This is a genomic window from Novosphingobium sp. BL-S-33, assembly GCF_056857025.1.
The window spans coordinates 1,794,070-1,819,488 of sequence record NZ_CM166474.1 but is presented as its reverse complement, the minus strand read 5'-3'; the positions used below and the strand labels follow the sequence as shown (position 1 = coordinate 1,819,488).

The 25,419-nt window shown below is 67.5% G+C and carries 15 protein-coding genes; 8 read left to right on the top strand and 7 right to left on the bottom strand.

Annotated elements, in window-relative coordinates; genetic code table 11:
• Positions 1-104 precede the first annotated feature (104 nt).
• The 3 genes from AC1VVM_RS08535 to msrA all read left to right on the top strand — a co-directional run bounded on the left by AC1VVM_RS08535 (position 105) and on the right by msrA (position 4,396).
• Complete coding sequence (locus AC1VVM_RS08535) at positions 105-1,811, top strand: Hsp70 family protein (RefSeq protein WP_482903553.1); 1,707 nt, start codon at positions 105-107, stop codon at positions 1,809-1,811.
• Positions 1,808-3,640, top strand: coding sequence for a hypothetical protein (locus AC1VVM_RS08530; protein WP_482903552.1), 1,833 nt, complete (start codon positions 1,808-1,810; stop codon positions 3,638-3,640). The genes AC1VVM_RS08535 and AC1VVM_RS08530 overlap by 4 nt, the downstream gene beginning before the upstream one ends.
• A gap of 81 nt (positions 3,641-3,721) precedes the next feature.
• Positions 3,722-4,396 carry a peptide-methionine (S)-S-oxide reductase MsrA gene (gene msrA / locus AC1VVM_RS08525; RefSeq protein ID WP_482903551.1) on the top strand — a complete coding sequence of 225 codons (675 nt, stop codon included), beginning with the start codon at positions 3,722-3,724 and terminating at the stop codon, positions 4,394-4,396.
• A 356-nt stretch (positions 4,397-4,752) separates the two neighbouring features.
• Here the strand turns inward: msrA and AC1VVM_RS08520 are convergent, their stop codons facing one another.
• From AC1VVM_RS08520 to pdxR, 7 genes are all read right to left on the bottom strand, one after another.
• Complete coding sequence (locus AC1VVM_RS08520) at positions 4,753-5,190, bottom strand: hypothetical protein (RefSeq protein ID WP_482903550.1); 438 nt, start codon at positions 5,188-5,190, stop codon at positions 4,753-4,755.
• Between the two features lie 133 nt (positions 5,191-5,323).
• Positions 5,324-6,526 (bottom strand): BaiN/RdsA family NAD(P)/FAD-dependent oxidoreductase, encoded by a 1,203-nt coding sequence (locus AC1VVM_RS08515; protein WP_482903549.1) that lies wholly within the window; start codon positions 6,524-6,526, stop codon positions 5,324-5,326.
• A 229-nt stretch (positions 6,527-6,755) separates the two neighbouring features.
• Positions 6,756-8,384 (bottom strand): NAD(P)/FAD-dependent oxidoreductase, encoded by a 1,629-nt coding sequence (locus AC1VVM_RS08510; RefSeq protein ID WP_482903548.1) that lies wholly within the window; start codon positions 8,382-8,384, stop codon positions 6,756-6,758.
• A gap of 48 nt (positions 8,385-8,432) precedes the next feature.
• The gene (locus AC1VVM_RS08505) at positions 8,433-9,386 is read right to left on the bottom strand and encodes an alpha/beta hydrolase (protein WP_482903547.1); all 954 of its coding nucleotides are present in this window, start codon (positions 9,384-9,386) and stop codon (positions 8,433-8,435) included.
• A 55-nt stretch (positions 9,387-9,441) separates the two neighbouring features.
• Entirely contained in the window at positions 9,442-11,685 is a 2,244-nt protein-coding gene (locus AC1VVM_RS08500) for a TonB-dependent receptor (RefSeq protein WP_482956316.1), read from the bottom strand.
• A gap of 157 nt (positions 11,686-11,842) precedes the next feature.
• Entirely contained in the window at positions 11,843-13,519 is a 1,677-nt protein-coding gene (locus AC1VVM_RS08495; protein ID WP_482903545.1) for an amidohydrolase, read from the bottom strand.
• A gap of 104 nt (positions 13,520-13,623) precedes the next feature.
• Complete coding sequence (gene pdxR, locus AC1VVM_RS08490) at positions 13,624-15,123, bottom strand: MocR-like pyridoxine biosynthesis transcription factor PdxR (RefSeq protein ID WP_482903544.1); 1,500 nt, start codon at positions 15,121-15,123, stop codon at positions 13,624-13,626.
• A 215-nt stretch (positions 15,124-15,338) separates the two neighbouring features.
• Between pdxR and AC1VVM_RS08485 the strand changes: the two genes are divergently transcribed.
• The 5 genes from AC1VVM_RS08485 (at position 15,339) to AC1VVM_RS08465 (ending at position 25,379) form a co-directional block, all read left to right on the top strand.
• Complete coding sequence (locus AC1VVM_RS08485) at positions 15,339-15,947, top strand: FMN-binding negative transcriptional regulator (protein ID WP_482903543.1); 609 nt, start codon at positions 15,339-15,341, stop codon at positions 15,945-15,947.
• Positions 15,944-19,174 carry an amidohydrolase family protein gene (locus AC1VVM_RS08480; protein WP_482956315.1) on the top strand — a complete coding sequence of 1,077 codons (3,231 nt, stop codon included), beginning with the start codon at positions 15,944-15,946 and terminating at the stop codon, positions 19,172-19,174. The genes AC1VVM_RS08485 and AC1VVM_RS08480 overlap by 4 nt, the downstream gene beginning before the upstream one ends.
• 305 nt (positions 19,175-19,479) lie before the next feature.
• Entirely contained in the window at positions 19,480-22,506 is a 3,027-nt protein-coding gene (locus AC1VVM_RS08475) for a CHAT domain-containing protein (protein ID WP_482956314.1), read from the top strand.
• A gap of 10 nt (positions 22,507-22,516) precedes the next feature.
• The gene (locus AC1VVM_RS08470; RefSeq protein WP_482956313.1) at positions 22,517-24,556 is read left to right on the top strand and encodes a CHASE2 domain-containing protein; all 2,040 of its coding nucleotides are present in this window, start codon (positions 22,517-22,519) and stop codon (positions 24,554-24,556) included.
• The gene (locus AC1VVM_RS08465) at positions 24,543-25,379 is read left to right on the top strand and encodes a hypothetical protein (protein WP_482956312.1); all 837 of its coding nucleotides are present in this window, start codon (positions 24,543-24,545) and stop codon (positions 25,377-25,379) included. The genes AC1VVM_RS08470 and AC1VVM_RS08465 overlap by 14 nt, the downstream gene beginning before the upstream one ends.
• Positions 25,380-25,419 lie beyond the last annotated feature (40 nt).

Below are 25,419 nucleotides of genomic sequence, written 5' to 3'. Positions count from 1 at the left end.
TGCCGGGTGCGGCTTGGCGGCCGCTTTCGACGAACAGATGCGTTTTTGACGAATGAATACGGGGGAAGGACGGGCGTGACTCGGGACCTTGGCGGCGAGGCACAATGCTGATCGGCATCGATCTCGGGACGACCAACAGTGCAGTGGCGATCTGGCGGGACGGCGCGGCCCAGCTCGTGCCCAATGCGCTGGGCGATCTGCTCACACCCTCGGCGGTCAGCATCGCGCGCGACGGTCGCGTCTGGATCGGCCGCGCCGCGCTCGACCGTCTGGCGACCCATCCCGAAGATACCGCCACCAGCTTCAAGCGCCGCATGGGCACGGTCGCCAATGCCAAGCTCGGCGGCAAGGAATACGGGGCCGAAGACCTCTCGGCGCTGGTGTTGGAAGCGCTGGTCAAGGATGTCGAGGCACTGACCGGCGAGAGGCCGACCGAGGCAGTCATCACGGTCCCCGCCTACTTCAACGACCGCCAGCGCAAGGCCACGCGCCGCGCGGGCGAGCTGGCTGGCCTTTCCGTGCGCCGCCTGATCAACGAACCCACCGCCGCCGCGCTCGCATTCGGCCTTCAGGACAAGGGCGACCGCGAGGCCTTCCTGGTGTTCGATCTGGGCGGCGGCACTTTCGACGTCTCGGTCGTAGAGATGTTCGAGGGCATCGTCGAAGTCCGCGCCTCGGCAGGCGATAACCGGCTGGGCGGCGACGATTTCGACGATGCGCTGGCCGCCCTGATGTCGCCCCGGATCGATCCCGAGCGGAAGCTCTCCGCCCTCCCCGCCGAGCGCCGCGAAGCCCTGCTGAAGCGCGCCGCCGAAGCCTGCCGCCGCACGCTCTCGACCATCGCCGAGGCCGAATTCGCCGTGGTGATTGACGAGACCCGCCTGGCCGCGACCGTCTCCGAAACCGAATTCGAAGCCGCTTGCGAACCGCTGCTGCGGCGCTTGCGCGAACCTGTGGTGCGGGCCCTGCGGGATTGCGCCATCGATGCCGCCGAGCTTTCCGACGTGGTGCTGGTGGGCGGCGCCACCCGCATGCCGGTGGTGCGCCGCGCGATCACGCGGCTGTTCGGCCGCTTCCCCAATTCCTCGGTCCACCCCGACCATGCGGTGGCGCTCGGCGCGGCGATTCAGGCCGGGCTCGCCGGTCGCGATGCCGCGCTGGACGAGATCCGCATTACCGATGTCTGCCCCTTCACTCTGGGCATCGAAGTGGCCGAGCGCGACGGTTACGGCGGCCTCCAGCGCGGTCTGTTCTCGCCGATCATCGAGCGCAACACGGCCGTTCCGGTCTCCCGCGTGAACACCTATTCAACGCTGTCCGACAACCAGAAGAAGCTGGAATTCGGAATCTATCAGGGTGAGGCCCGCGAAGTGCGCGGCAACGTCAAGCTGGGCGACATGACGGTACCGGTGCCGCCCCGCGCGGCGGGCGAAATCTCGGTGGAGGTGCGCTTTTCCTACGACAGTTCGGGCCTGCTGGAGATCGATGTCCACGTTCCCGAGAACGGCGCCTCGCGCAATCTCGTGATCGTGGACGAGGAAGACCGGCCGGACCGCAAGGAGCTGGACCAGCGCCGCGGCGCGCTGGCCCGGCTCAAGCACCATCCGCGCGAGGAGGCGCTCCACGTCGCGCTGATGGCCCGCGCCGAACGCTGCTATGAGGACCATATCGGCGACCTTCGCCAGATGATCGGCCACTGGATCACGCAGTTCGCCGGCGCGCTCGACAGCCAGGATCCGCGCCGGATCACCGACGCCCGCACCATGCTGGCGACCCGGCTCGACGAGATCGAAAGCGTGGGTCCGTTATGAGCGACGCGTCATCGCAGGACCGCCATCCCTGGTCGCTGCTGGGCATCGAGCCTACCGCAGAGGCCTCCGTCATCCGCAAGGCCTATGCCGAGCGGCTCAAGGCCATGGATGTCGACAACGACGTGTCCGGCTATGCCCAGTTGCGGCAGGCCCGCGACCTTGCCTTGCGCCTTGCCCGTGTCATGAGCGAGACGCCGGATAGCAGCGCGTCCGACCCGGTCCTTGACGGCACCGAGGATGTCCCGAACGCCACCGAGCGCCCCGAACCTGCCGCCCCGCGCTGGACCTTCGCCGCGCCCGCGCTGCCCGGCGCATGGGATGAGTTCGCCGACCCCGCCGCCCGTCCTCTGGCCACCCAATCGCTGTCGACCAAGCCGGGCGAACTCGACGCTTCGACCATGCTCGAACGCATGGCCTGGGCCGCCGCCGCCGCGCGCGATACCGAGCAAGGCGGTGTTACCGGCGCGGGCATTCCGCTGACCACCATCGACCCTTTCACGGCCCCGCTGCTTTCGGGCAGTTTCGTCGGCGACGACGCGCTTGGCCTGCGCCCCGGCGAAACCCCGGCCGAGCGGCTGACCATCCTGCTCGATCCCGAGCGGGACAATTCCGGCGAACCGCTGTCCGAAACCGAAACCCGGCAAGCGACCCGTGCCTTGCGCGCGATCCTTGACGAAGCGACGCAGGCCCACGTCTCGCGCCAGCAGCAGATCGAGGACTGGCTGGCCGAGATCCTCGCACGCGGCTGGCCGCGCTCCGCGCCCTTGCTGGAGGATGCCAATCAGGCGTTCGGATGGGAACGCGAATGGAGCGCCCACGATGCGCGCCCGGCGGTCCAGTTCCTTGGCGCGCGCCTGCGCGGCTATCGTTTCCAGCAGAACGTGCTCCAGCCCGACCACCGCTTCCACAAGGCGTGGAACGAGCTTGTAAAGCCCGGCAAGGCTGGCCCCTTCCGCATGCTGGGCGGCCCGGCGCAAAGCGATGTCGATGCCCTGCTGCGCGGCGTGCGCAAGCATTTCCCCGAACTGGAATCGCACTTCGCGCCCGAACGCGTCGCCTCGTGGGAGAGCGGCAATCGTTTGCTGACGGGGCTGCTGGTGCTGCTGGGCATCCTGGCCTTTGCCATCGTCGTCGCCATCGCCGACAGCTCCAACCCGTCCCCGCATCCGACGCATGATGCCCCCGCCAGCGAGATGCAGGCCCCGCAGAGCGGCGAAGTCTCTGACGTGGTCCAGGCCTCGGTCGTCGAGGCATTCGGGCAAGGCCGCGATGCCAGCTGGCTGTGGAAGAACCAGCCCGATCTGGCCCAGACGCTCACCTCCAACACGCTGATGGGCGTGCACGCGGGCACCGATCGCGGCGCGATGATCGACAAGGCCGTGACCCTCGTGCGGATGCGCAGCTACCTCAACGGCCGCAAGCTTTCGGGTGAGCTGTTCGAAACGGCGATGCAGCTGCGCCTCGTCCAGTTGCAGGCCGCCCGCGAGCAGAGCGCTCACGCCTGCAGGCAAATGAGCGATTCCGGCTGGCTGGACGGTACCCTGCCGCTCTCCCCCGAGCAGCGCGCGAAAGAGCGGGCCTTCGCCGCGCGTTTGGTGGAACAGCACGCGCTCGGCATGCCCAAGCCGGACGGACAGCACAGCGCGATGATTCCGGGTGAGCTGATCGGCAAGATCCTCAAGTCAACGAAACTGGGCCAGAACGACGTGATCGCCGCGCTCAACGGCAAGGGCAGCGATGCCCACCGCTGCGCCGTGACGATTGCCCTGCTCGAAGCCACGCTGGACTGGACCGGCAGCAATCGCCGGGACATCCTGATGACGCTCTGAGAATTTATGTAACCACACTTATGTAACCGCTGGGCGGCCCGCGACGAACTCCCGACTACGAGTGACACGGGAGTTGCCGCGATGCCGATCCGTCCTGTCCCCCTGGCCGTCATGGTCGCGGCCGGAATTGCCGGAACCGCGCTTACCCTGACGCTGCCGCGCTCAGAGTCCGCGCAAGCCGCCGCCCTGCCCGCGCCGCCGCCGGAAACCGTCAAGCCCACGGGCCGGCAGGTGGCCGTGCTTGCGGGCGGGTGCTTCTGGGGCATGGAAGGCGTTTTCGAGCACGTGCGCGGGGTTGTCTCGGTGACTTCGGGCTATGCCGGCGGAGACCGCGCCAAGGCGAATTACGACGCGGTGTCCTCCGAAACCACCGGCCATGCCGAGGCAGTGCGGATCGTCTACGACCCGGCCAAGATCACATACGGCCAGCTCTTGCAGGTCTACTTCGGCGTGGCGCACGATCCCACGCAAGTAAACGGCCAGTACCCCGATCGCGGTCCCAGCTACCGCTCGGCGATCTTCCCGCAAAACGACGCCCAGCGCCAACTCGCCGCCGCCTATATTGCCGCGCTTGGCAAGGCCCATAGCTTCGACAAGCCGATCGCCACGAAGATCGAGAACGGGGCCTTCTTTCCCGCCGAATCCTGGCATCAGGACTTCATGCGCCGCAATCCCGGCAACGGCTATATCCAGCGCTGGGATGCACCCAAAGTGGCGGCTTTGAAAACGCGGTTTCCGCAGTTTTATGTGGGTTAGCGCGGGTTTTCGGGCGAGTCTTTGACTTCCCCCGCTCATCTTGAGCTTGTCGAAGGATGGAAGCCTCCCACCACGCCGCCGGGGGCTTCGACAGGCTCAGCCTGAGCGGGATTGAGGGAGTTAGGTTGAGCCGAGTGCGCCCGGTGGCAGACACGAGACCTCATCCCGCTCCACGTCATCCTGAACTTGTTTCAGGATCCATTTGGCGGTCTGCCTCGGACGGCAGCGCGAAGAGCGCGGCGATTGCGAGTTGCTGATCGAAGCACAGCGCAGGCGGCAACATGGATCCTGAAACAAGTTCAGGATGACGAGTGTTTTGGAACCTTTCCAATCGACCATTGCATCGGCTCACTCGCTCAAGTTGCCTCCGGAGCATTGCGACAGTTCAGGAAACCCCCGCGAACCAGTTGTGCAGGCCACTTGCCTTGCCTCGATTTCGTCACAAGCAAAGCCGAGGTCGTATTGTATTTAAGTGGCAACGCGCTGCCGGGCATCACCACGAACCTGTCGTGAAAACACAGCCGCATGTATTTTGGGCCGTCTGAAATGACGACAAAACTCTTCGACCGGCCATCATTCTTGCGGATCAGATTCGCGCCGTTCGCCGTTTTCGCGGCGGCGAAAAAACCATAGTCGGCAAACGAAGTCTTGCCGGGCATCCGCCTCGATCCGGTCGAATTCGGGAACGTGGTCAGGTCGAGGTTCCGGATAACACCGTCTATATCACTCACGTCGGCAGACGCCCCCAGCGACGATCCGATCGCGGCCAAGGCCGCAATGACAATCATCTTCATTCCCACCCCCCTGGCCCTGAACGTGAAAGCAATCACCTCATCGCATCGGGAATCTGAACGACTCTAGAACGTTGCGTCCGCAAGAGCCCGCGTATCGGGGACGGTCGGAAATCCCTTCATGCAGGCACGCCGCCTACGCTTCCGCCGAAATCGCCAGTCCCGCCGCCCGCGCGCTCGCCCAGGCCCATTGGAAGTTGTAGCCGCCCAGCCAGCCGGTCACATCCACCGCCTCGCCGATCGCATAGAGACTCGGGACTTTCCGCGCTTCCATGGTCTTGGACGAAAGCGCACCGGTGTCGATGCCACCCGCCGTCACCTCAGCCTTGGCGAAGCCTTCGGAACCGTCAGGCACGAACGGCCAGCGCGCCAGCTTCGTCTCCGCCGCAGTCAGCGCCTTGTCCGACATCATGCCGAGTTCGCCGGAGAGCCCCAGCCTTTCGCACAGCACTTCGGCCAGACGTTCGGGCAAGCCCTCGCCCAGAACCTTGCGCAAAGTGGCGCGCGGGCGCTCGCGCTTGGCGTCCTTGAGCCAGCCTTCGGCGCGGTCCGGCAGGAACTGCGTCGTCACCGTCTGCCCGCGCTGCCAGTAGCTGGAAATCTGGAGGATCGCCGGGCCGGACAGCCCGCGATGAGTAAACAGCGCCGCCTCACGGAAGGCCGCCTTGCCGCCTGCCTTGCCCTCTATGCGGGTAATCACTTCGGTCGAAACGCCCGAAAGGTCGCGGAACAGCGCCTCGTCGCCCGGCAGCGTCAGCGGCACCAGCGCGGGGCGCGGCTGCACGATCTTGAGGCCGAACTTGCGCGCAAGGTCGTAGGCGAAGCTGGTCGCACCCATTTTCGGGATCGACGGGCCGCCGGTCGCGATCACCAGCGCGGGGGCCGTGGCGATGCGATTGCCGTAGGCGACGCGGTAGAGGCCGTCGGCGTGGTCGATCTCGCCCAGCGCATCGCCGCAATTCAGCGTGACGCCGCCCTTGGCGCATTCTTCCAGCAGCATCGCCACGATCTGCTTGGCCGATCCGTCGCAGAACAGCTGGCCCAGCGTCTTTTCGTGCCAGGCGATGTCGTAGGATTCCACCAGCGCGAGGAAATCGGCGGCGGTGTAGCGGCTCAGCGCCGACTTGGCGAAGTGCGGATTGCCGGAGAGGTAGCGATCGGGCGCGGTATCGACGTTGGTGAAGTTGCAGCGTCCGCCGCCGGAGATCAGGATCTTCTTGCCCGGCTGGTCCGCATGGTCGAGCAGCAGCACGCGCTTGCCGCGCTGACCGGCGGTGGCGGCGCAGAACAGTCCGGCGGCACCGGCACCGAGGATGATGGCGTCGTAAGCGTCGCTCAAGGCATCCGTCCTTCGACAAGCTCAGGACGAGCGGCGTGGGTGGGATGAGCGGTGTGGGTGGAACGAGCGGTGTGGATTTGACGAGCCCTGTGATTGGGGAGAGCCACCACCCCCCGCTCATGCTGAGCTTGTCGAAGCATCCCCGCTACGTCCGAACCGGCAAGCTCAGGGCGTGCAATGTGAAGGACGCGAGGCGCAATCCCCCGCTCATGCCGAATATTTGGAAACATCACTGCGAAACCGGCGCCAGTTCCAGCGCCAGCGCTTCCGCCACGCGAATGCCGTCGACCGCCGCCGAGAGAATGCCGCCGGCATAGCCCGCGCCCTCGCCCGCCGGGTAGAGGCCGCGCGTGTTGAGGCTTTGCAGGTCCTTGCCGCGCGTGATGCGCACGGGCGAGGAGGTGCGCGTCTCCACCCCGGTCATCACCACGTCCGGATGGTCGTAGCCCGGCACCTGACGGCCGAACACCGGCAGCGCCTCGCGGATCGCATCGACCACGAAATCGGGCAGGCACTGCTTGAGTTCGGTCAGGTGGACGCCCGGCTGATAGCTGGGGGTCACTTCGCCGAATTCGATGGAGGGCCTGTCCGCCAGGAAATCGCCCAGCTTCTGGCCCGGCGCCTTGTAGTTCGAGCCGCCCGCCTTGAAGGCCAGTTCCTCGAACTTGCGCTGGAAGGCCACGCCCGCGAGCGGGTCGCCGGGGTAGTCCTTGTCCGGATCGATATCGACGACGAGGCCCGAGTTGGCGTTGAATTCGGCGCGCGAATACTGGCTCATGCCGTTGGTGACGACGCGGCCTTCCTCGCTGGCCGCCGCCACCACGCGCCCGCCCGGGCACATGCAGAAGCTGTAGACGGTGCGCCCGTTCGATGCCTTGTACGCGATCGAATAGGCCGCCGCGCCGAGGATCTTGTTGCCCGCGTTGTCGCCATAGCGCGCGGTGTCGATCCAGCTTTGCGGATGTTCGATCCGCACGCCGATGGCGAAGGGCTTGGCCTCCATGTAAACGCCGCGATTGTGCAGCACCTCGAAGGTGTCGCGCGCCGAGTGGCCCACGGCCATGATGACGTGGCTGGCGGGCAGCAATTCTCCGGTCGAGAGGTGGAGGCCGGTGATGCGGCGGGCGCCGTCGGTATCCTCGGCAATCTCGAAGTCATCGACGCGGGTGCCGAAGCGGTATTCGCCGCCGAGCTGCTCGATCGTCTCGCGCATCGACATCACCATGGTGACGAGGCGGAACGTGCCGATATGCGGATGCGCTTCGGTGAGGATGTCGTCCGGCGCGCCGGCCTTGACGAATTCGGTCAGCACCTTGCGGCCGAAATGGCGCGGGTCCTTGATGCGGCTGTAGAGCTTGCCGTCGGAGAACGTGCCCGCTCCGCCCTCGCCGAACTGCACGTTGCTTTCGGGGTCGAGCACCGAGCGGCGCCAGAGGCCCCAGGTGTCCTTGGTGCGTTCCCGCACGGCCTTGCCGCGTTCGACGATGATCGGCTTGAAGCCCATCTGCGCCAGGATAAGCGCGGCGAGCAGCCCGCAGGGGCCGGTGCCGATCACCACCGGGCGCTGGCCGGACCAGCCCTCCGGAGCATGGGTGACGAACTTGTAGCTGGTGTCGGGCGTGGGCCGCACGTGCTGATCGTCGTGGAAGCGGGCCAGCAGCGCGGCCTCGTCCTTCACCACCAAGTCGAGCGTGTAGACAAGCTTGATCGCGCTCTTGCGGCGCGCGTCGTTACCCCGGCGCACCACGGTCATGCGTTCGAGATCGGCAGGCGTGATACCGAGGCGCGTGCAAACGGCAGCCTCAAGGTCGGCCGGAGCGTGGTCCAGCGGCAAGGTAAGGTCGGAAAGGCGGATCATCCGCGCGCCCTTATACCCGATCGCTGCCGGGCGCCACGGCTTTGCGGGCTATTCCGAGAGGCGGGCGGCAAGCCACTGCGAAGCCTCGGCAATCGCGCGGTCCGCCAGCTTCGCTACGGCCATGGCCTCAAGGAAGCTGTGCGTGGCGCCGGGATAGACGCGCAGTTCCGCCTGCGGCAGGCGCGCGGCCATCGCCCGGTTCTCGTCCAGCAGCACGTCGCATTCGGCCACGCAGAGCCATGCCTGCGGCAGGTCGGAAAGGTCCGCCAGCAAGGGGCGCGCCAGCGGATCGGAGATGGGGTCCGGGCCCAGATAGGTCGCCCAGAACTCGTCCATTTCGGGGCCGGTAAGCATGTAGCGGTCCCCGTCGCCGTAGCGGGCGTAGCTGCCGGTCCAGGTTCCGTCCCAGGCGCCGTAATTGAGCAGCAGGCCACTCGGCAGCGCCTTGCCCTGCCCGCGCCGGACGAGCGTGGCCGCCACCGCCAGATTGGCCCCGGCGCTATCTCCGCCGATGACCTGACGCGATGAGTCCAGTCCGTGCGCGGCGCCTTCGCCGTCCAGCCAGTCGAGCACGTGGCCGATGGCATGGATCGCGGCCGGGAACGGATGCTCGGGCGCGAGCGGATAGTCGATGCCGAGTACCGCGCAGCCGCTGCGGCCCGCATATTCGCGCATCAGGCGGTCATGGGTGTCGATACTGAACAGCGTCCAGCCGCCGCCGTGGAGATAGACGAGCACGGGCAGGTCAGGCGTGTCGGAGGGCCGATGGATGCGGATCCGAGTGCCGGACGGGCCTACCGCGAGATCCTCGCTGGAATGCATTGCCGGGCCGCCGCGCGTCCATGGCGCGCGCTGGCGCTCGGCAATCGCACGCCGTTCCGGCGCGGAAAGGCCGGGGCGCGATCCCAGCGCGGCGGAGGCGGCGAACATCCGATCCAGCCAGGCGCGGATTTCGGGATCGACATCGTCGTTGTCGTTCTGGCTTTCGGGGATCGTAATCATGATCTGAGAATAGATCGCGGCCCGGCGCGAGGGAATCGCCGGGCCGCGAAGTGTGTCAGAAGTCAGCCGAGAGCGAGACCTTGAACGTGCGCGGCTGCCCCTGAAGGATCGAGGTCGCGAACGTATCGAAGGCCGAGGCCCAGTAGCGCTTGTTGGCCACGTTATCGACGTTGAAGCGCACCGTGACAGGCACCTCGCCAGCGGCCAGAACGTAGCGCGCGCCAAGGTTGAACACCGCCCAGTCCGGCAGGCGGATGGTGTTGGCCGCATCGACCCACTGCTTGCCGGTGTAGGTCACACGGCCGGTCAGCGTCAGGCCCGGAAGCATCGGCGTGTCCCATTCGAGATTGGCATTGGCGGTCCAGTCCGGCACGCCCTTGGCGTCCTTGCCCTCGGTCGAGGGAAGGCTGGTGCGCAGCTGCTTGGCATCGTTGACGGCAAGACCGGTGATCAGGCGCAGGCCGTGCGCAAGCTCGCCATTGACCGTGAATTCCACGCCGCGGTTCCGCTGGAGACCAAACACGCCAAAGGTCAACAGGTTCAGGCCGTCATCGGGCGTGAGGTCGATCGCATAGGAGTTGGGCAGCTTGATCTGGTAAAGCGCCAGACCCACGAACATCGGGCCCACCTTGGCCTTGCCGCCGAACTCGTACTGCGTGCTCTTGTAGGGGGAGAAGACTTCGTTCTGGTTGGTCGTGCCCAGCGGCGCGATCGAGCCGGGCTGAAGCGCCTCGATGCGGTTGGCATAGAGCGAAACCCCGTCCACCGGCTTGACCACAAGGCCGATCACCGGCGTCACCGCACTGGATTCGTAGACCGAATCGAGCAGGCCGCCATTGTAGGCGTTGTAGCTCTTGGTCTCGATCGATTGCAGGCGCAGACCGGCGGTCAGCAGGATGTGATCGTCCCAGAAGCCGATCGTATCGGATGCGAAGACGCTCCACAGCTTGTTGCGCGTGATCGGGAACGGATCGTCAAGGTTGCCGCCGACGAATACCGACGCGGGCAGGTCAATCTGGACCGGGTTGTAGAAGTTATTGGGAACGCCGTTGAAATCGGTGCCATAGCGGAAGTCGAAGGCGTTGCGGTTGACCTGCCAGTTGAGCGAGCCGCCGATGTTGAATTCTTGCGTGATCTCGCTGCCCAGCTTGATGCGCGTACCGATCTCAAGAGCTTCGTTGTTGTCGGTGCGCGGCACGTAGAGCGCGGTAACGTAGCCGTCGCCAGTCTCCGCATCGTTGACCGAAATACCGCCATAGATGCCCCGCTCCGAACCATCGCGCGCGCCGGCCTTGGCATAGAGCAGCACGTTGTCGGCCAGATCATACTCGACATTGAGCATGCCGAAGATGTCGCGCAGCTTGGAGTAGGTATAGTCTTGCGCGTAATTGGCATCGGCCTTGGGCACGCGCGGCAGAGTGGTGGAAAAGATCGTCACTTTCGGGCGCAGGTTGTCCACGCGGACCTGCTGGTAGGCCAGGTCGAGCGAAACGCGCAGCTTGTCGCCGCTATAGTCGATACCGGCGCCGAGCACGCGGGTACGGCGGTCCTCACCCTTGATGCCGAGATTGCCGTCCTGATAGCTGCCGTTGACGCGCACGCCCCAGCGACCGTCGGCCGAACGGCGGGCCACGTCGAAGCTGCCCAGCCAGTGCGAATCCGAAGTGAAGCCTGCCGTCACGCGCGTGAGCGGATCGTTGCCCGCGCGCTTCAGCAGCAGGTTGACGCTGCCACCAACGCCCGAGCCGCCCGGCGCCGCGCCGTTGAGGAAGGCCGAGGCGCCGTTCAGCACCTGCACGCTCTCGAACAGTTCGGGTGCGATCAACTGGCGCGGCGTGATGCCGTAAAGGCCATTGAGGCCGATATCATCGCCGAACAGTTCGAAGCCGCGGATCACGAAGGTTTCGGCGGCATTGCCGTAACCGTACGTCGTGCGGACGGTGGGATCGTTGTCGAGCACTTCACCCAGCGAGCGCGGCTGCTGGTTGAGGATCAGCGTCTCGTCGAAGCTGCGCAAGTTGAACGGCACGTTCTCCGCCGCCTGGTTACCCAGCACGCCTGCGCCGCCGCCGTTTTCGACATGCGTGGCGTTCACCCGCTGCGCGCGGACGATGATGTCGTCAGAGCTGCCGGACGAAGCCGGTGCTGGGGCCGATGCCGATGCTGCTGCCGCCTCAGCCTCATCGGCCATGGCCTGGCCCGAGAAGCCGCAAAGCGCGGCGGCAATGACAAGCCCGCTGGCGTGCAGACGTGCGGTTTTGGTGATCTTCGCGACACTCGACATAGCGATATTCGACATACTGGCCCTCATGTATTCGCGACGTTCGTTGCGCTGTTGCGCTAATGCGAATTGGTCGCATTTAGACGGTCTTCCCTGCGACCGCCAGCGTGAAAATTATAAGTGCGTTAGCCCCTTGCAGAGATCCAACCGATATCGCCCCGGGGGTCCAATCCGATCAGCCGTAGACTTTCGTCCCGCCCAGATGGGTGGAGACCACTTGCGCCTTGTCGATGGTTTCGGGATCGATAGCGGTAAGGTCCCGGTCCCACACGACAAAGTCGGCAAGGCGGCCGGGAGCAAGGGTTCCGGTATCCGCTTCCGACCGCCCGGCAAAGGCGGCGCCGCGCGTGTAGCAGAGCATCGCGTCGTGGATCTCGACACGCTGTTCGGGATACCAGCCCTTAGGATTGGCCCCGTCGAGCGTTTCGCGCAGGACCGCTGCCTTGAGGCCGGTGAGCGGATCAATGGGGGCCACTGGCCAGTCCGATCCAAAGCTGACATGGGCGCCGCTTTTGATCAGCGATTCAAAGGCATATGTGGTCTTGAGGCGTTCCGGACCGATGCGGCGGACGGCCCAGCGGCCATCGTCGACCGCGTGGAACGGCTGGACCGATGCGATCACGCCCTGCTCGGCAAAGCGGCCGATGCTGGCGGGATTGAGGTGCTGGGCATGCTCGATGCGGCCGCGCCGGTCGCGCGGGCCGTTGATCCGCGCGACTTCCTCCCACATGTCGAGCACCACGTCGTTGGCCCGGTCGCCGATGGAATGGGTGGCGATCTGGAAACCCGCCGCATCGGCCTCCCGCATCAGCCCGCGCATTTCCTCGGGGTCGGTCACGGTGATGCCGCGCGTCTTGGGATCGTCGAGATAAGGCTCGTAGAACAAGGCCGTACGCGAACCGAGCGAGCCGTCGAACACGACCTTGCAGCCGCCCCAGCGCACGAATTCGTCGCCGCGCCCTTCGGCTTTCACGATTTCCGCCAGCTTCTTCCAGTCCTTGAGCGGGATCATCGCGTAGAAGCGGAAAGGAAGCTCACCCGAAGCGCGCATGCGGCGCGCGGATTCGAAAGTGTTCCAGTCGATCCCGGTCTCGTGGACTTGCGTCACGCCTTTCGATAGCGCCAGAGCGATGCCGCGCCGGTTGGTGGCATCGCGTTGCGCCGCGGTCGGTTCGGGAATGCGCGCGAGCACCATGTCCTTGGCCGCGTCCTTGAATACGCCGGTGAGCCGCCCCTTGGTATCGCGCACAATCACGCCGCCGGGAACCTCGGGCGTATCGTCGCCAAGGCCGAGCATTTTCAGGCCAAGCGAGTTCACCACCACCATGTGCAGGTCGTAGCGGACCACCGCGACCGGGGTCTGCGGCGTCACCGCGTCGATCCAGTCGCGATTGGGCAGTTCGCCGCCCCAGGAATCGTTATCCCAGTTGCCGCCTTGCAGCCATTGCCCGGCGGGCATCGCGCGTGCCGCTTCCGCCACCGCGCGGACGAAAGCCTCGCGGCTATTGGCCTGCCGCAGCGAGGGCTGGCCGATGGTCGCCGATCCCATCGTGAAGTGGACGTGGCAGTCGGTGAAGCCCGGTGTGACGAAAGCGCCGCCAAGATCGATCACCCGCGTCGCCTTGCCGGCCAGACTGCGCGTGGCCTCCTTGCCCAGCGCCACGACGCGTGAGCCGACCAGCCCAATCGCATCGGTGAAGACATCGCGGCCCTCGCCTGTCCAGATCCGGCCATTGGTGTAGATGGTGTCGACCGGTGTGGCGCCCGCCCATGCCGCCTGGCTGTAGAGGAACGTGCCCGCCGCCACGCCGCCCGCGCGATTGAGGAAAGTGCGGCGGTCGAAACGTGTCATGATGCGGTCCCGTCAGGCTATCTGTCTGAAAGGAACTTGCGGTGGCGGATTGGAACCCGAAACGGCCAAGTTGCAAATTTATGAGGGGTCCAACCCGACTCCGCTTATCGCGCCGCTTCGGCAAGCGCGGCGATGGCGCGCGCCGCCTCGCCATCGTTGAGGCTCGCGAAGCCCAGCCGCAGTCCCTTGTCCGCCGTGTCACGCGTCATGAAGGAGTGGTGGCTGGCGAAGCGCAGGCCCTGCGCGCGGGCGCGTTCCTCGATGGCCTCAAGGTCGCCGCGGAATTTCACCCAGAAGGCGAGCCCGCCGTCCGGTACCGCGAAGTCGATGCGATCTCCCAGATGCGCGTCGAGCAGCGCCGCGAAGGACTGGCGGCGCTCGGCATAGACGCGCCAGGCCTTGCGCGAGTGACGGCGCAATTCGCCGTTGGCGATCAGTTCGGCGGCGGCTTCCTCGGTCACCGTGTTGCCCATGCCGTCGGTCAGCGAGACGCGGTGCGCAAGGGCGTCGATGACGTGCTCCGGCGCGGCGAGATAGCCGATGCGCAGCGCCGGCAGCAGCAGCTTCGACATCGAGCCAAGGTAGAGCACCTGCCCCGGCGCATAGGCCGCCATCGGCAGCAGCGGCTGCGACTGGAAGTGGAATTCGTGGTCGTAATCGTCCTCGATCACCGCCACGCCGAACTGGCGCGCGATCTCCAGAAGCTGGAGCCGCCGCTCGGGCCGCATGGCGATGGTGGTGGGGAATTGGTGGTGCGGTGTCACGAAGATCGCGCGCACGGCATGGCGGCGGCACATCGCTTCGACTTCGGCTACGTCGATGCCTTCCTCGTCAAGGCCGACCGGGACCACCCGGCCGCCCAGCGCGCGGATTGCCGCCACGGCGGGCTCATACGTGAGTTCCTCGACGATCACCGCGTCGCCCGGCTCGATCAGCACCTGAAGCGCCAGGAACAGCCCGTTCTGGCTGCCGCGCGTGATGCAGATATTGGCCGCCGTCACCGCCAGGCCGCGCTGGCTGCGCAGCATGTCCGCCACTTGCTCACGCAGGCTCTGGGCGCCGCGCGGATCGCGGTATTGCAGGCGATTGGCGCGCGAGGCGCGGCTGATCGCGGAACGATAGGCGCGGGCGAGCTGGTCGGCGGGGAACAGGCGGCCGTCGGGCGCGCCTTCGTCGAGCTTGATACCCCGTCCCGCGGGCAGCGCCAGCGACCGCGCGGGCGGCTCGGCGAAACGGTAGTGGATCTGCCCGGCGCGCGGCTCGGGCTCCGGCGAACCGGCCTGCCGCGATGGCTCCTGCGCCGAGGCGCCGACTGGCAGCGAGGGCGAAACCCCAACGGGCAGCGCCCGCGATATCATCGTCCCGCGCGTGCCCTCGGTCGAAAGCCAGCCCTGCGCGATCAGGTCCTCGTAAGCGAGCACCACGGTCTTGCGATTGACGCCCAGTGCGTTAGCCAGTTCACGGCTGCTCGGCAGGTAGGTGCCCGATGCCAGCCGGCCGGTTTCGATATCGCGGATCAGGGCGCGGATGATCTGCATGTAGATCGGCGTCCCGCGCTCGGGGTCGATTCGTTCGCTCAGGGTGACCTGCCAGGGACGCAGCATGCTTCGACTCCGTTCGGGGTTCTTGTTCTCGGGCGATCCAACAGGCTTGCTAGCAGCGGCGCTCTGCTTGGACCATCGAAATATTCGGTATTGGACATTGCCCGGGGGCCAGTTCCTCAAGATCAGCAAGGCAGCCGTCCTGCGCCACGAACCGCCCGGAACCAGACCATGACCGCCTCCTTCTCCCCCTCCTCCTTGCCAGAGGCCCGCTCGCAATGATGGACCCGCGCTTCCGCCAGTTCGGCGCCGACGATGTGCAGCGGCTGATCGCCGAATATCCGCTCGCGTGGGTGCTCTCTCCCGGCGCCCCGGCCGCCTCCGCCAGCCTCCTGCCGATGCTGGGTACTTATGACGCGGACGGCATGCTGACCGGCCTTGTCGGCCACATGTCGCGCGGCAACCCGCTCTGCGCACTGTTCACGGCCGATCCGGGGGCGCAGTTCCTGTTCACCGGCCCGCAGGGCTATGTCTCGCCCGAGCATGCCGGGCGGCGGCGCTGGGGCCCGACATGGAACTACGCCGCGCTGCAGATCGAGGCCGAAGTGCGCGTGGATGCGGACCTGACGGCCGAAGCGCTGGACCGCCTTGTCGAGGCTTGCGAACGCGGTCGCGCCCAGCCATGGACTGTCGCGGAATTGCAGGAGCGATATACCGGAATGCTGGGGGCAATCATTGGCTTCGAGGCCCGCGTCACGGCGCTGGACGGCACGTTCAAGCTGGCGCAGGACGAAGACGGCGAAGTGCTGGATCGCCTGCTTGAGGTCCATCCCGATGCGCCCCTGCGCGCATGGATGGAGCGCATGAACAAGACCCGCCTCACGTGATCCGGAGGTTCGTTCCCGCGCTGCTGCTCGCCAGCGCGCTCGCCCTTCCCGCCATGGCCCAATCGGGCTTACCGATGCAGCCCGCCCGCGTGCTGACACTCCATCCCGAGCGGACGACCTGGACTTCCGTGTCGGTCTCGCCCGATGGCCGGACGCTGGTCTTCGACGTGCTGGGCGACCTATTCACCATGCCCGCAAGCGGCGGCAAGGCGCGGCAGATCAGCGAGGGCCTTGCCTTCGATTCCCAGCCGGTGTTCTCGCCGGACGGCCAGTGGATCGCCTTTGTCAGCGACCGCAGCGGCGCCGAAAACGTCTGGATCGCCCGGCCCGACGGCAAGCAGGCACGGCAGATCACGCGGTTCGACGACGATACCGCCCTCGCCTCCCCGATCTGGAGCGCAGACGGCCGCTCGGTCATGGCCAGCCGCTTCCGGCCAGACCTCAACAACTACGAATTCTGGCAATTCCCGCTCTCTGGCGAGGCGCGCCTGCTGGTTCCGGTGAAGCCCAAGGACGGCGCCCCGCGCGCCGAATGGCGCTCGACGCTGGGCGCCACCGCCACGCCGGATGGCAAGGCGGTCTATTACGCGCGCCGCACCGAAGGCCTCGAATTCGACATGCCCACGCGCTGGACGATCCTGCGCCGCGACCTCGCCACGGGAACCGAGACCGAGGTGATTGCCGGAACCGGCGCGCGCGGCACCAAGGAAGAGACCTTCTTCGCCCCGCTGCTCTCGCCCGATGGCCGTTTGCTCGCCTATGTCACCCGGCGCGAGGGGCTGAGCCGCCTGCGTGTGCGCGACCTCGTCACCGGCGAAGACAAGGCGCTGGGCGATACCGAACTGGACGCCATGCAGGCCTCCTCGTGGATGGGCATGGTGCCGTCGATGGCGTTCACGCCGGACAGCAAGGCGGTGATCCTCAGCCACGGCGGCCGCTTCGAACGGCGCGAGATCGCGACGGGCCGGAGCACGGCCATCGACCGCGCGATCACCGCACGCGTGGCGGTCGGCGCCTCCACCCGCTTCGCCATGCGCGAGGAAACCGGCCCGGTCGAACCCAAGCTCGCGATGGGCCCCGCGCCCTCTCCCGACGGCAAGCATGTGGCTTTCGCCGCGCTTGACGGGATCTGGGTGCAGGACCTGGGCACCGACAAGGCCCACCGTCTTTCGCTCGGTGAAGGCATTGAAGCCCCCGCGCAGCCAAGCTGGTCGCCGGACGGCAAGACGCTGGTCTTCGTGACATGGAGCGAGCGGGCCGGTTCGGCGATCTGGACCGCACCCGCCGATGGCAGCGCGCCGGCAATGCGCGTGGCCGCAATGCCCGCCTATTACCGCTTCCCCGCCTTCACGCCGGACGGGGCGGCGATCCTCGTCCTGCGCTCGGCGCTGGAAGAGCGCCGGCAGACGAACTTCGAATTCGGCCCGCTGCGCCGGGGCCAGCTGGTGGCAATGGCGCGCGACGGCAGCAATGTGCGCGTGCTCACCGAGGGCACGCTGGGCGGCAAGCCGCACTTCGCGGCCAGCGCGCCGGGCAGCGTATTCCTGCTCAACGACGCGGGCCTCGCGCGGGTCGACATCGCCTCCGGCAAGCTCTCGCCCGTCGCCCATGTCACCGGCCCGGGCTGGTACTTCGCCGAGGGCAATGCCGATGCCGACGACTTGCGGATCAGTCCGGACGGCCGCACCGTTGCCGCCGCCATTGCCGACCGCGTCTACATTATGCCCACGCCTGCCGATCCCGCAAAGGAGATCGACGTGCTGGCGCCCGCCACGCCCGCGAAAGTCCTGCCCGGCATGGGCGCGGACTGGTTCGAATGGAGCGCAGCGGGCTCGCTCGACACCGTGAACGGCACGCTGTTCTCCCGCCGCAACGTGGCGGACGGGCAGGAACTGGCGGCCATGCGCCTTGAAGCGACCGCCCCGCGCGCGGCGCCGCAAGGCTCACTGCTGCTGCGCGGCGCGCGGGTCCTGACCATGGCCGATGGCGACCGGGTGATCGAGAACGCCGATGTGCTCGTCACCGGAGACCGCATTGCCGCCGTGGGGCCTCGCGGCACGCTTACGGTGCCCGAAGGCGCGCAAGTGCGCGACGTGACCGGCAAGACCATCCTGCCCGGCTTCATCGACGATCACGACCACGTGGGCGAGATCCGCCGCAACAATCCGTCCAACGAGCTGTGGGGCATGCGCGCGCGGTTGGCCTATGGCGTGACCACCAGCTTCGATCCCTCGACGCTGTCGCCCGATCATCTGGCCTATCAGGGCCTTGTCGATGCCGGATATGTGCTGGGGCCGCGCATGCGCTCCACCGGCACGGCGGTGTTCTCCAAGCAGCGCATCACCTCACTCGACGACGCGCGGCGCGTGCTTTCGCGCTATTCCGAAGGCTATCGCACCAGCAATCTCAAGGAATACCGCACCGGCAGCCGCGCGGTGCGGCAGTGGGTTTCCATGGCCGCGCGCGAGCAGCACCTGCTGCCCACGACCGAGGGTGCGCTCTCGCTCAAGCTGGACCTGACGCAGATCCTCGACGGCTATGCGGGCAACGAGCATGCCCTGCCCGCCCCCGTGCTGGGCGACGACGTGATCGCGCTGATGAAGGCGATGCGCACCAGCTACGTCACAACGCTGAGCATCACCAATTCCGGCTCGCCCGCGACCGACTGGTTCGTCGCCCATGACGACCCGGTGGTGGACGACAAGCTGCGCCGCTTCTGGCCCGCTCCGGCGATCCGCCAGAAGATCGCCCTCGGCCGCGATTTCCACCCGCTTGAGGAGACGCGCTTCCCGCAGATCGCGCACGATGCGGGGACTTTCGCGCAGGCAGGCGGCCTGCTCGGCATGGGATCGCATGGCGAAGTACCGGGCATCGGCTATCACTGGGAAATGGAGGCACATCAGGTGGGCGGCATGACGCCGCTGGCCGTGCTCCACGCCGCGACGGCGGGCGCAGCGGAGACGATCGGCCGCCTTGCCGACCTTGGCACGATCGAACCCGGGAAGCTCGCCGACATGGTGATCCTCGACACCGATCCGCGCGGAGACGTGCGGGCCGCGCGCGAAATCGCCTCGGTGATGCGCGGCGGCTTCCTCTATGAGGCGGCCACGCTGCGGGAACTCTGGCCGGTCGCGGGCGATGCGCCGAAGGCCTGGTTCGAGGGGATGAGCGACGAACAATGGCTGCCTCCCGTGGCTTCCCGGCGCCCCGACGAACCGGAGCATTGACCGAGACGATGCCGTCCCGATCCGGTACGGCATCGGTTTCGAATTGATTGTATTAAAAGGCCGATCCCTCCGTCCCGGCACAAATACACGTTGCCTGCCCCGATCATTGCACGCTAGAATTGGTATTATCCCAGGGGGGATTTCAAATAGACGTGCCCGATTCATTCGCCGTGGAAATCCATGGCGAACCATTTCGGCATCGGGGGGAAATCGACGTGGCGGGCAGGTGCGGTCTTGCGGCAATCCTCTGGGGATTGGGCGCATTGACATGGTGTGCAGGAATAGTGGGCGCGCAGGCGGCACCTGTGCCTTCCCGTTCCTCCCCCGCGCGTCCTTCTTCGGCGGAAAGCTTTTCGATCGGCGGCGCCGGTCCGGCCTGCGAGGTGCAGGGCGTGGAAATGGGCGCGGCCCGCGCTTCGGTGTTCGATCGGAAATGGGCGATCCTCTGCGCCGACGTCACCCGCCCGGTAGGCAGCGCATGGCAATTGCGGGGCGGGACGGACGCCGCCGCCCGGCTTGAGGGCACGCGCGACGAAGCATTGGCCTGCCTCGATCCCGCCGCCGCCTTTTCCGCCGAAGGCGCTACCTGCACCGGAAGCCGCACCGGTCTTTCCTGGCGCGTCTACCGGCGGCGCACCGCAGACGGCATTGTCGCGGTGGAAGGACTGGCGGCCTATGATCCGGCACTGCGCCTCGCCCTTGCCTCGCTGGTCGATGACCGCGTCGCCAGCGGTTCGGTCGCCATCGCCAACCTCGGCGGCGCCGACGCGCTGAGCCTTGCCAAGGCCCGCGCGGCCAATGGCGACGCCGCGCAATTGCTGGGTCAGGGCTATCGCGGCAACAGCGCCGGGTCCTATGCCGAAGCGGCCGAGTTCTTCGCCGCCGCCCCGGCCTTGCTAGCCCAGATGCAAGGCGGCGACAGTGCGCAGCAGCCCGCCCGGCGGCACGAAGCGCTGATCAATTACGCGCTCCAGCTTTCCAATCTCGGCGACTTCACGCAGGCCCGCATCCGCTTTGCCGAGGCCGAGGCGATGAAGCTGGCCGATCCGGTACAGGCCCGCCTTGCCCGCAATTACAGCGCGATAGATGCCATCAACCGCGGCGCTCTGGACGAGGCTCTGGCGGCGCTCGACCGTTCGGTGCCGCAGTTCGTGCCCACCGTTTCGGCCGAGGGCGCGCTTACCATCGACCGGCGGACGGCCGATGGGCTCAATGCCGGTTCGGCGGCGCAGCTCACCGGGCTGCTGGGCCAGCCGGGCACGCTCTCGCCGCAGGACCGCGCCGCGCTGATCGATGCGCAGGCGCTCCAGCTTCGCGGCACCGTCCTGCGCCTTCAAGGCCACCCGGACGATGCCCGCACCGCGCTGGAAGCCGCTCAGCGCCAGACGCTGCAAGTGCAGGACGGCCGCATCGTCTCGGCCACCCGCATGCGCGCGCAGATCCTCTCCGAAATCGCGCTGGTGGATGAGGCGCAGGGCCGCTTCGGCGCCGCCGAAAGCAGCCTGCGCGCGGCACTTGATCTGGTCGACAGCCGCTATCCGGATAGCGCCTCGGTCAATGTCGTGCGCGCGCGGCTTGCGGGCTTCCTCGCCCGGCGCGGGGAGCGTGAACCGGCGCTCGCGCTCTACCGCGCGGTCGTGGCCGACACCGTGGCCAGCCACGGCGCGCTGGTGGGCATGGAAAACCTCATGCGCCCCTACTTCGACCTGCTTTCGGGCGGGGAAGCGGGCACCCATGACCGCGATGCCGTGGCTGCCTTGTTCGAGGCATCGCAACTGCTCGAATCCTCAGGCGCGGCGGATACGCTGAGCCAGCTTTCGCGCCAGCTTGCCGGCGGATCGGACGATGCCGCCACGCTCTATCGCCGCTCGCTCGGGCTGAGCCGCGAACTGGAACGCACCCGGATCGAGATCGCCCGCCTCGGCCAGCCGGATCCGAGCGGCCAGCAAACCGCCACCGCCGCGCTCGACGCACTGCGCACGCGGCAGGCCCAGCTCGAACAGGCGCAGCTTGAAGCGATGCAGGCGCTCGCCGCCTATCCCCGCTACCGCGCGGTCGCCCAGCGCACGGTGCCGCTGGCCGAGATGCGCGGCGGGCTCGAACCCGGCGAGGGCTATCTCAAGCTCGCCCAGCTCGCGGGCGGCATCTACGCGATCTATTTCGACGCGGGCACCGATCAGGTCCTCGCGTGGAAGACCGCCATGGACGCGGCGCAGACCGAGCAGGCGGTGAACACCCTGCGCGATTCGATCTCGCTGACGATCAACGGCGTGCAGTCCACCTATCCGTTCGACGTGGACACGGCCGTCACGCTGGACAAGGCTCTGCTCGGCCCCGCTCGCGAGCGGATCGCCGGCCTCTCGCACCTGATCTTCGAGCCCGACGGCGCGCTGAAGCGCCTGCCGATCAACCTGCTGACCGACGACGGCAAGGGCGTTGCCGCCTATCACGCGCGGGTCAAGGCCGGCGGCGACGAGTACGATTTCACCGGCATCGGCTGGCTCGGCCGCAACCTTGCGGTCTCCACCGCGCTGTCGGCAGCCAGCTTCCGCGACGCGCGGGCAGCACCGGCCTCGAAGGCCCAGCGCGCCTATCTCGGCCTTGGCAACAATGTCCCGCTGGGGCCAGTAGCGGAGCACGCGATGCTGCGTTCGGGCGGCGAAACCGCCATCGACAGCGACTGTTCCTGGCCGGTTTCGACGTGGAACCAGCCGATCTCGCCGCTCGAACTCCAGCAGGCGGCCGGGCTCTTCGGAAATCGCGGCACCGCGCTGATGACCGGCTCGGCTTTCACCGACACCGCGATCGAGGCGCGCGGAGACCTGGCGACGTTCCGCGTGGTCCATTTCGCAACCCACGGCCTCGTCACCGCGCCGCACACCGGCTGCCCGGTACGCCCCGCCCTGCTGACCTCGTTCGGCGGCGCCGGTTCGGACGGGTTGCTCTCGTTCGGCGAGATCTTCGACCTGCACCTCGATGCCGACCTCGTCGTGCTCTCGGCCTGTGACACCGCCTCCGGGGCCAGCCTTGACGCCACGCGCGAAGCGGGCCTGTCGAGCGGCGGCGGGCAGGCGCTGGACGGTCTGGTACGCGCCTTCATTGCTGCCGGGGGCCGTCAGGTGATCGCCAGCCACTGGCCCGCGCCGGACGATTACAGCGCCACCGAGCGGCTGTTCAACGGCTTCTACCAGTCCGGACAGGCCACATCGATCGGCGCCGCCTTCACGGCCTCACAGCGCCGCCTGATGGACGATCCGGCAACCTCGCACCCTTATTACTGGGCGGGTTTCGCGATCATCGGCGATGCCGCCCGCCCGGTGCCGGGGCGCTGAGACACAGGCCTTGACCGAACTTTCGACCTCCTCCAACCGCACCGGCTGGCGCGGCCTGCTCCGCAAAGGCTGGCGCAACGTGCGCGCGGCAAGCGGACGGCAGCTTGCGGCGACCGCGCTGATGCTGGTGGCCGCGCTGCTGATCACGCGCTTCAGCTGGGACTTGCCGGTGGTCGGCAATGCCGAGGACGCGCTCTACGACTTGCGCAGCTTCGTCACCGCGCCCGTGGTCGATCAGGACCCGCGCATCCAGATCGTCGCCTATACCGACCAGACGCTGATCGCCGCCAAGAAGCGCTCTCCGCTGGACCGGGGCCTGCTCGCCCGCGCGCTGCAAAAACTTGACGGCATGGGCGCGAAAGCCATCGGCATCGACGTCCTGTTCGACCAGCCGCAGGACGAGGACGAGGCGCTGGTCGGCCAGCTTCGTGCCATGCGCACGCCGACTTTCGTCGCCTATGCCGACACGGCGACCAACAAGGACGATATCAATTACGAGCAGCAGCAGTACCTCAAGGGCCTGCTCGCCCGGCTTCATGGCACGCAGGCGCACCCCGCCTCTATCCGCCTGTCCAACTATCAGGGCGCCACGCGCGTCTGGCCCAGCATCGAGCCCGGCCTGCCCCCGCTGATCGGCCGTGCCATGGTCGAAGCCGGGCCTGACGCGGAGCGGACGCGCGCGTTCGAAGGCTATGCCGGATCGATCCGCTATCGCCGCGCCGCCACCGATGCGCCGGTCTTCTCGATGCTGCCGATCGACCTCTTCGCGGCGCTCGACGATCCAGACATGGCCGCCGCCCTCGCCGCGCAGATCAAGGACCGCTACGTCCTGATCGGCGGCGAGATCATCGACACCGATCAGGTGACCACCTCGCTCACCGCCTATACCGGATCGACCGTGCCGGGGATCGAGGTCCACGCCGCCACCATCGCCCAGATGCTGGACGGCGCGCGGATGACGCAAGTCGCGCCCTGGCAGCGTTGGGCCGTGGCCCTGCTGGTGATCCTTGCCGCCATGCTGACCGCACTCGTCGACGCGCGGGTCTGGCGCATGGCGCCGTTGCTTGCCGCGCAGCTTGTCGTGATCGGCGGCCTGCCGTTCCTGCTCCAGTGGCGCGGGGTCGAGACATACGGCACCCCGGCTTTCGGCTGGGTGGCGGGCTGGATCCTTGCCTTTACCGCCGTGTCCAGCGCCGTGCGCGCATCGGGCGCGGTCGAGCGGCGTTTCGCGCAGGACGCGCTCGGCAAGTACCTGCCGCGCGACATCGCGCAGGAAATCATCGACAATCCCGAACGGCTCACGCTCTCGGGCAGCAAGCGCGAACTCTACATCCTGTTCAGCGATCTGGAGGGCTTCACCACGCTCTCGCACCAGCTTGAACCGGAAGTGGTGGCGCGGCTGCTCAACGACTATCTCGACCGGCTAACGCGCGTGGTGCTCGACCATGGCGGGCTGGTGGACAAATACGTCGGCGATGCCGTGGTCGCCTTCTGGGGCGCCCCGATCCCCCGGCCGGACGACGGCGAAAAAGCCGCCCGCTGCGCGCTCGCCATGTGGCAGGCCGGCGAGGATTTCCGGCGCTCCGTCGATCCCGCGCTGCCTCCCATCGGCCGCACCCGTGTCGGCGCCCATTACGGCGAGGCGGTGGTCGGCAACTTCGGCGGCGAGCGGCGCATCCAGTACACCGCGCTGGGCGATGCGATGAACACCGCGTCCCGGCTGGAGTCGGCCAACAAGTCGCTCGGCACCTCGGTAGTAGTGAGCCGCGAATTCGCCGAGCGCTCGGGGCTGGACTGGTGGCGCCCGCTTGGCCGCGTGGTGCTGCGCGGACGCGCGCGCCCGGTCGATATCCTCGAACCCATGCCGGACATGCCTGCGGACGAGCGCGAGGCGCTCGAAGCGGCCGTGGCGCTGATCGACAGCGATCCCGCCGCCGCCGCCGGGCGGCTGGCCCTGCTCGCCGCGGCCCGGCCCGATGACAAGCCGATTGCCTGCCTGCTCGAACGAACCCGTAAACTCCAAGGGGAGAAAGCCTATGTCCTGGCTTGACCGCCGCCCGCTGGCGCTGGGCGCCGCACTGATCGTTGCCGCACTTCCGGCCGTCGCCATGGCCGGTATCGTCGTCGCCTCCAGCGGCCCTTCGGCCAAGGACTATCCGCCCGGCCGCAAGCTGCCGGACACCGCTTCCGTCACGCTCAAGTCCTCGGACAGCGTCACCATTCTCGACGCCAAGGGCACGCGCGTGCTCAAGGGCGCAGGCACCTACACGGTCGGCGCGCCTGCCGGTGCCAGCCGCAGCAGCACGTTCGTCGCCCTCACCCAGCAGCGTGACGCCAGCCGCGTGCGCACCGGAGCCGTGCGCGGCGCCGGGCCCAACGGCCAGCCGCTGCGTCCGAACCTGTGGTACGTCGACGTGACGGTGCCCGGCCCGGTCTGCGTGATTGCCGGTGTCCCGATCCGCGCCTGGCGACCGGAGATGGAGGGCGCGGTCAGCTACAGCACGGCTGCCGTCGTGAACCACAAGCCCGCCGGAAAACGCGCTGCGCTGGCCTTTGCCGACAAGTCCACTGTCGCCGCCTGGGACGAGACTGCCGCCCCGGCCGAGGACGGCGCTTCCTACGAAGTGTCGGACGGATCGGCACCGCCCGTGAACGTGACCTTCTCGGTCATTGCCCAGGCCCAGCGCGATCCCGAACAGCTGGCCTCCCAATTGATGGGGCGCGGCTGCAACGGACAGCTCGCGGTACTGACCCATGCTCTGGCGCTTCCCAGCGACGGGCCGCACGAGGGCGCGATCGGAGAGCCGACGGGAGGGCCGAGCGATGGCGCCACGGACGGCGCTACCGACGGGGCCACGCTACCGCCGCAATGAATTGACGATCAGCCGGACCGGGGAAGTCCGGCGAGGGGGA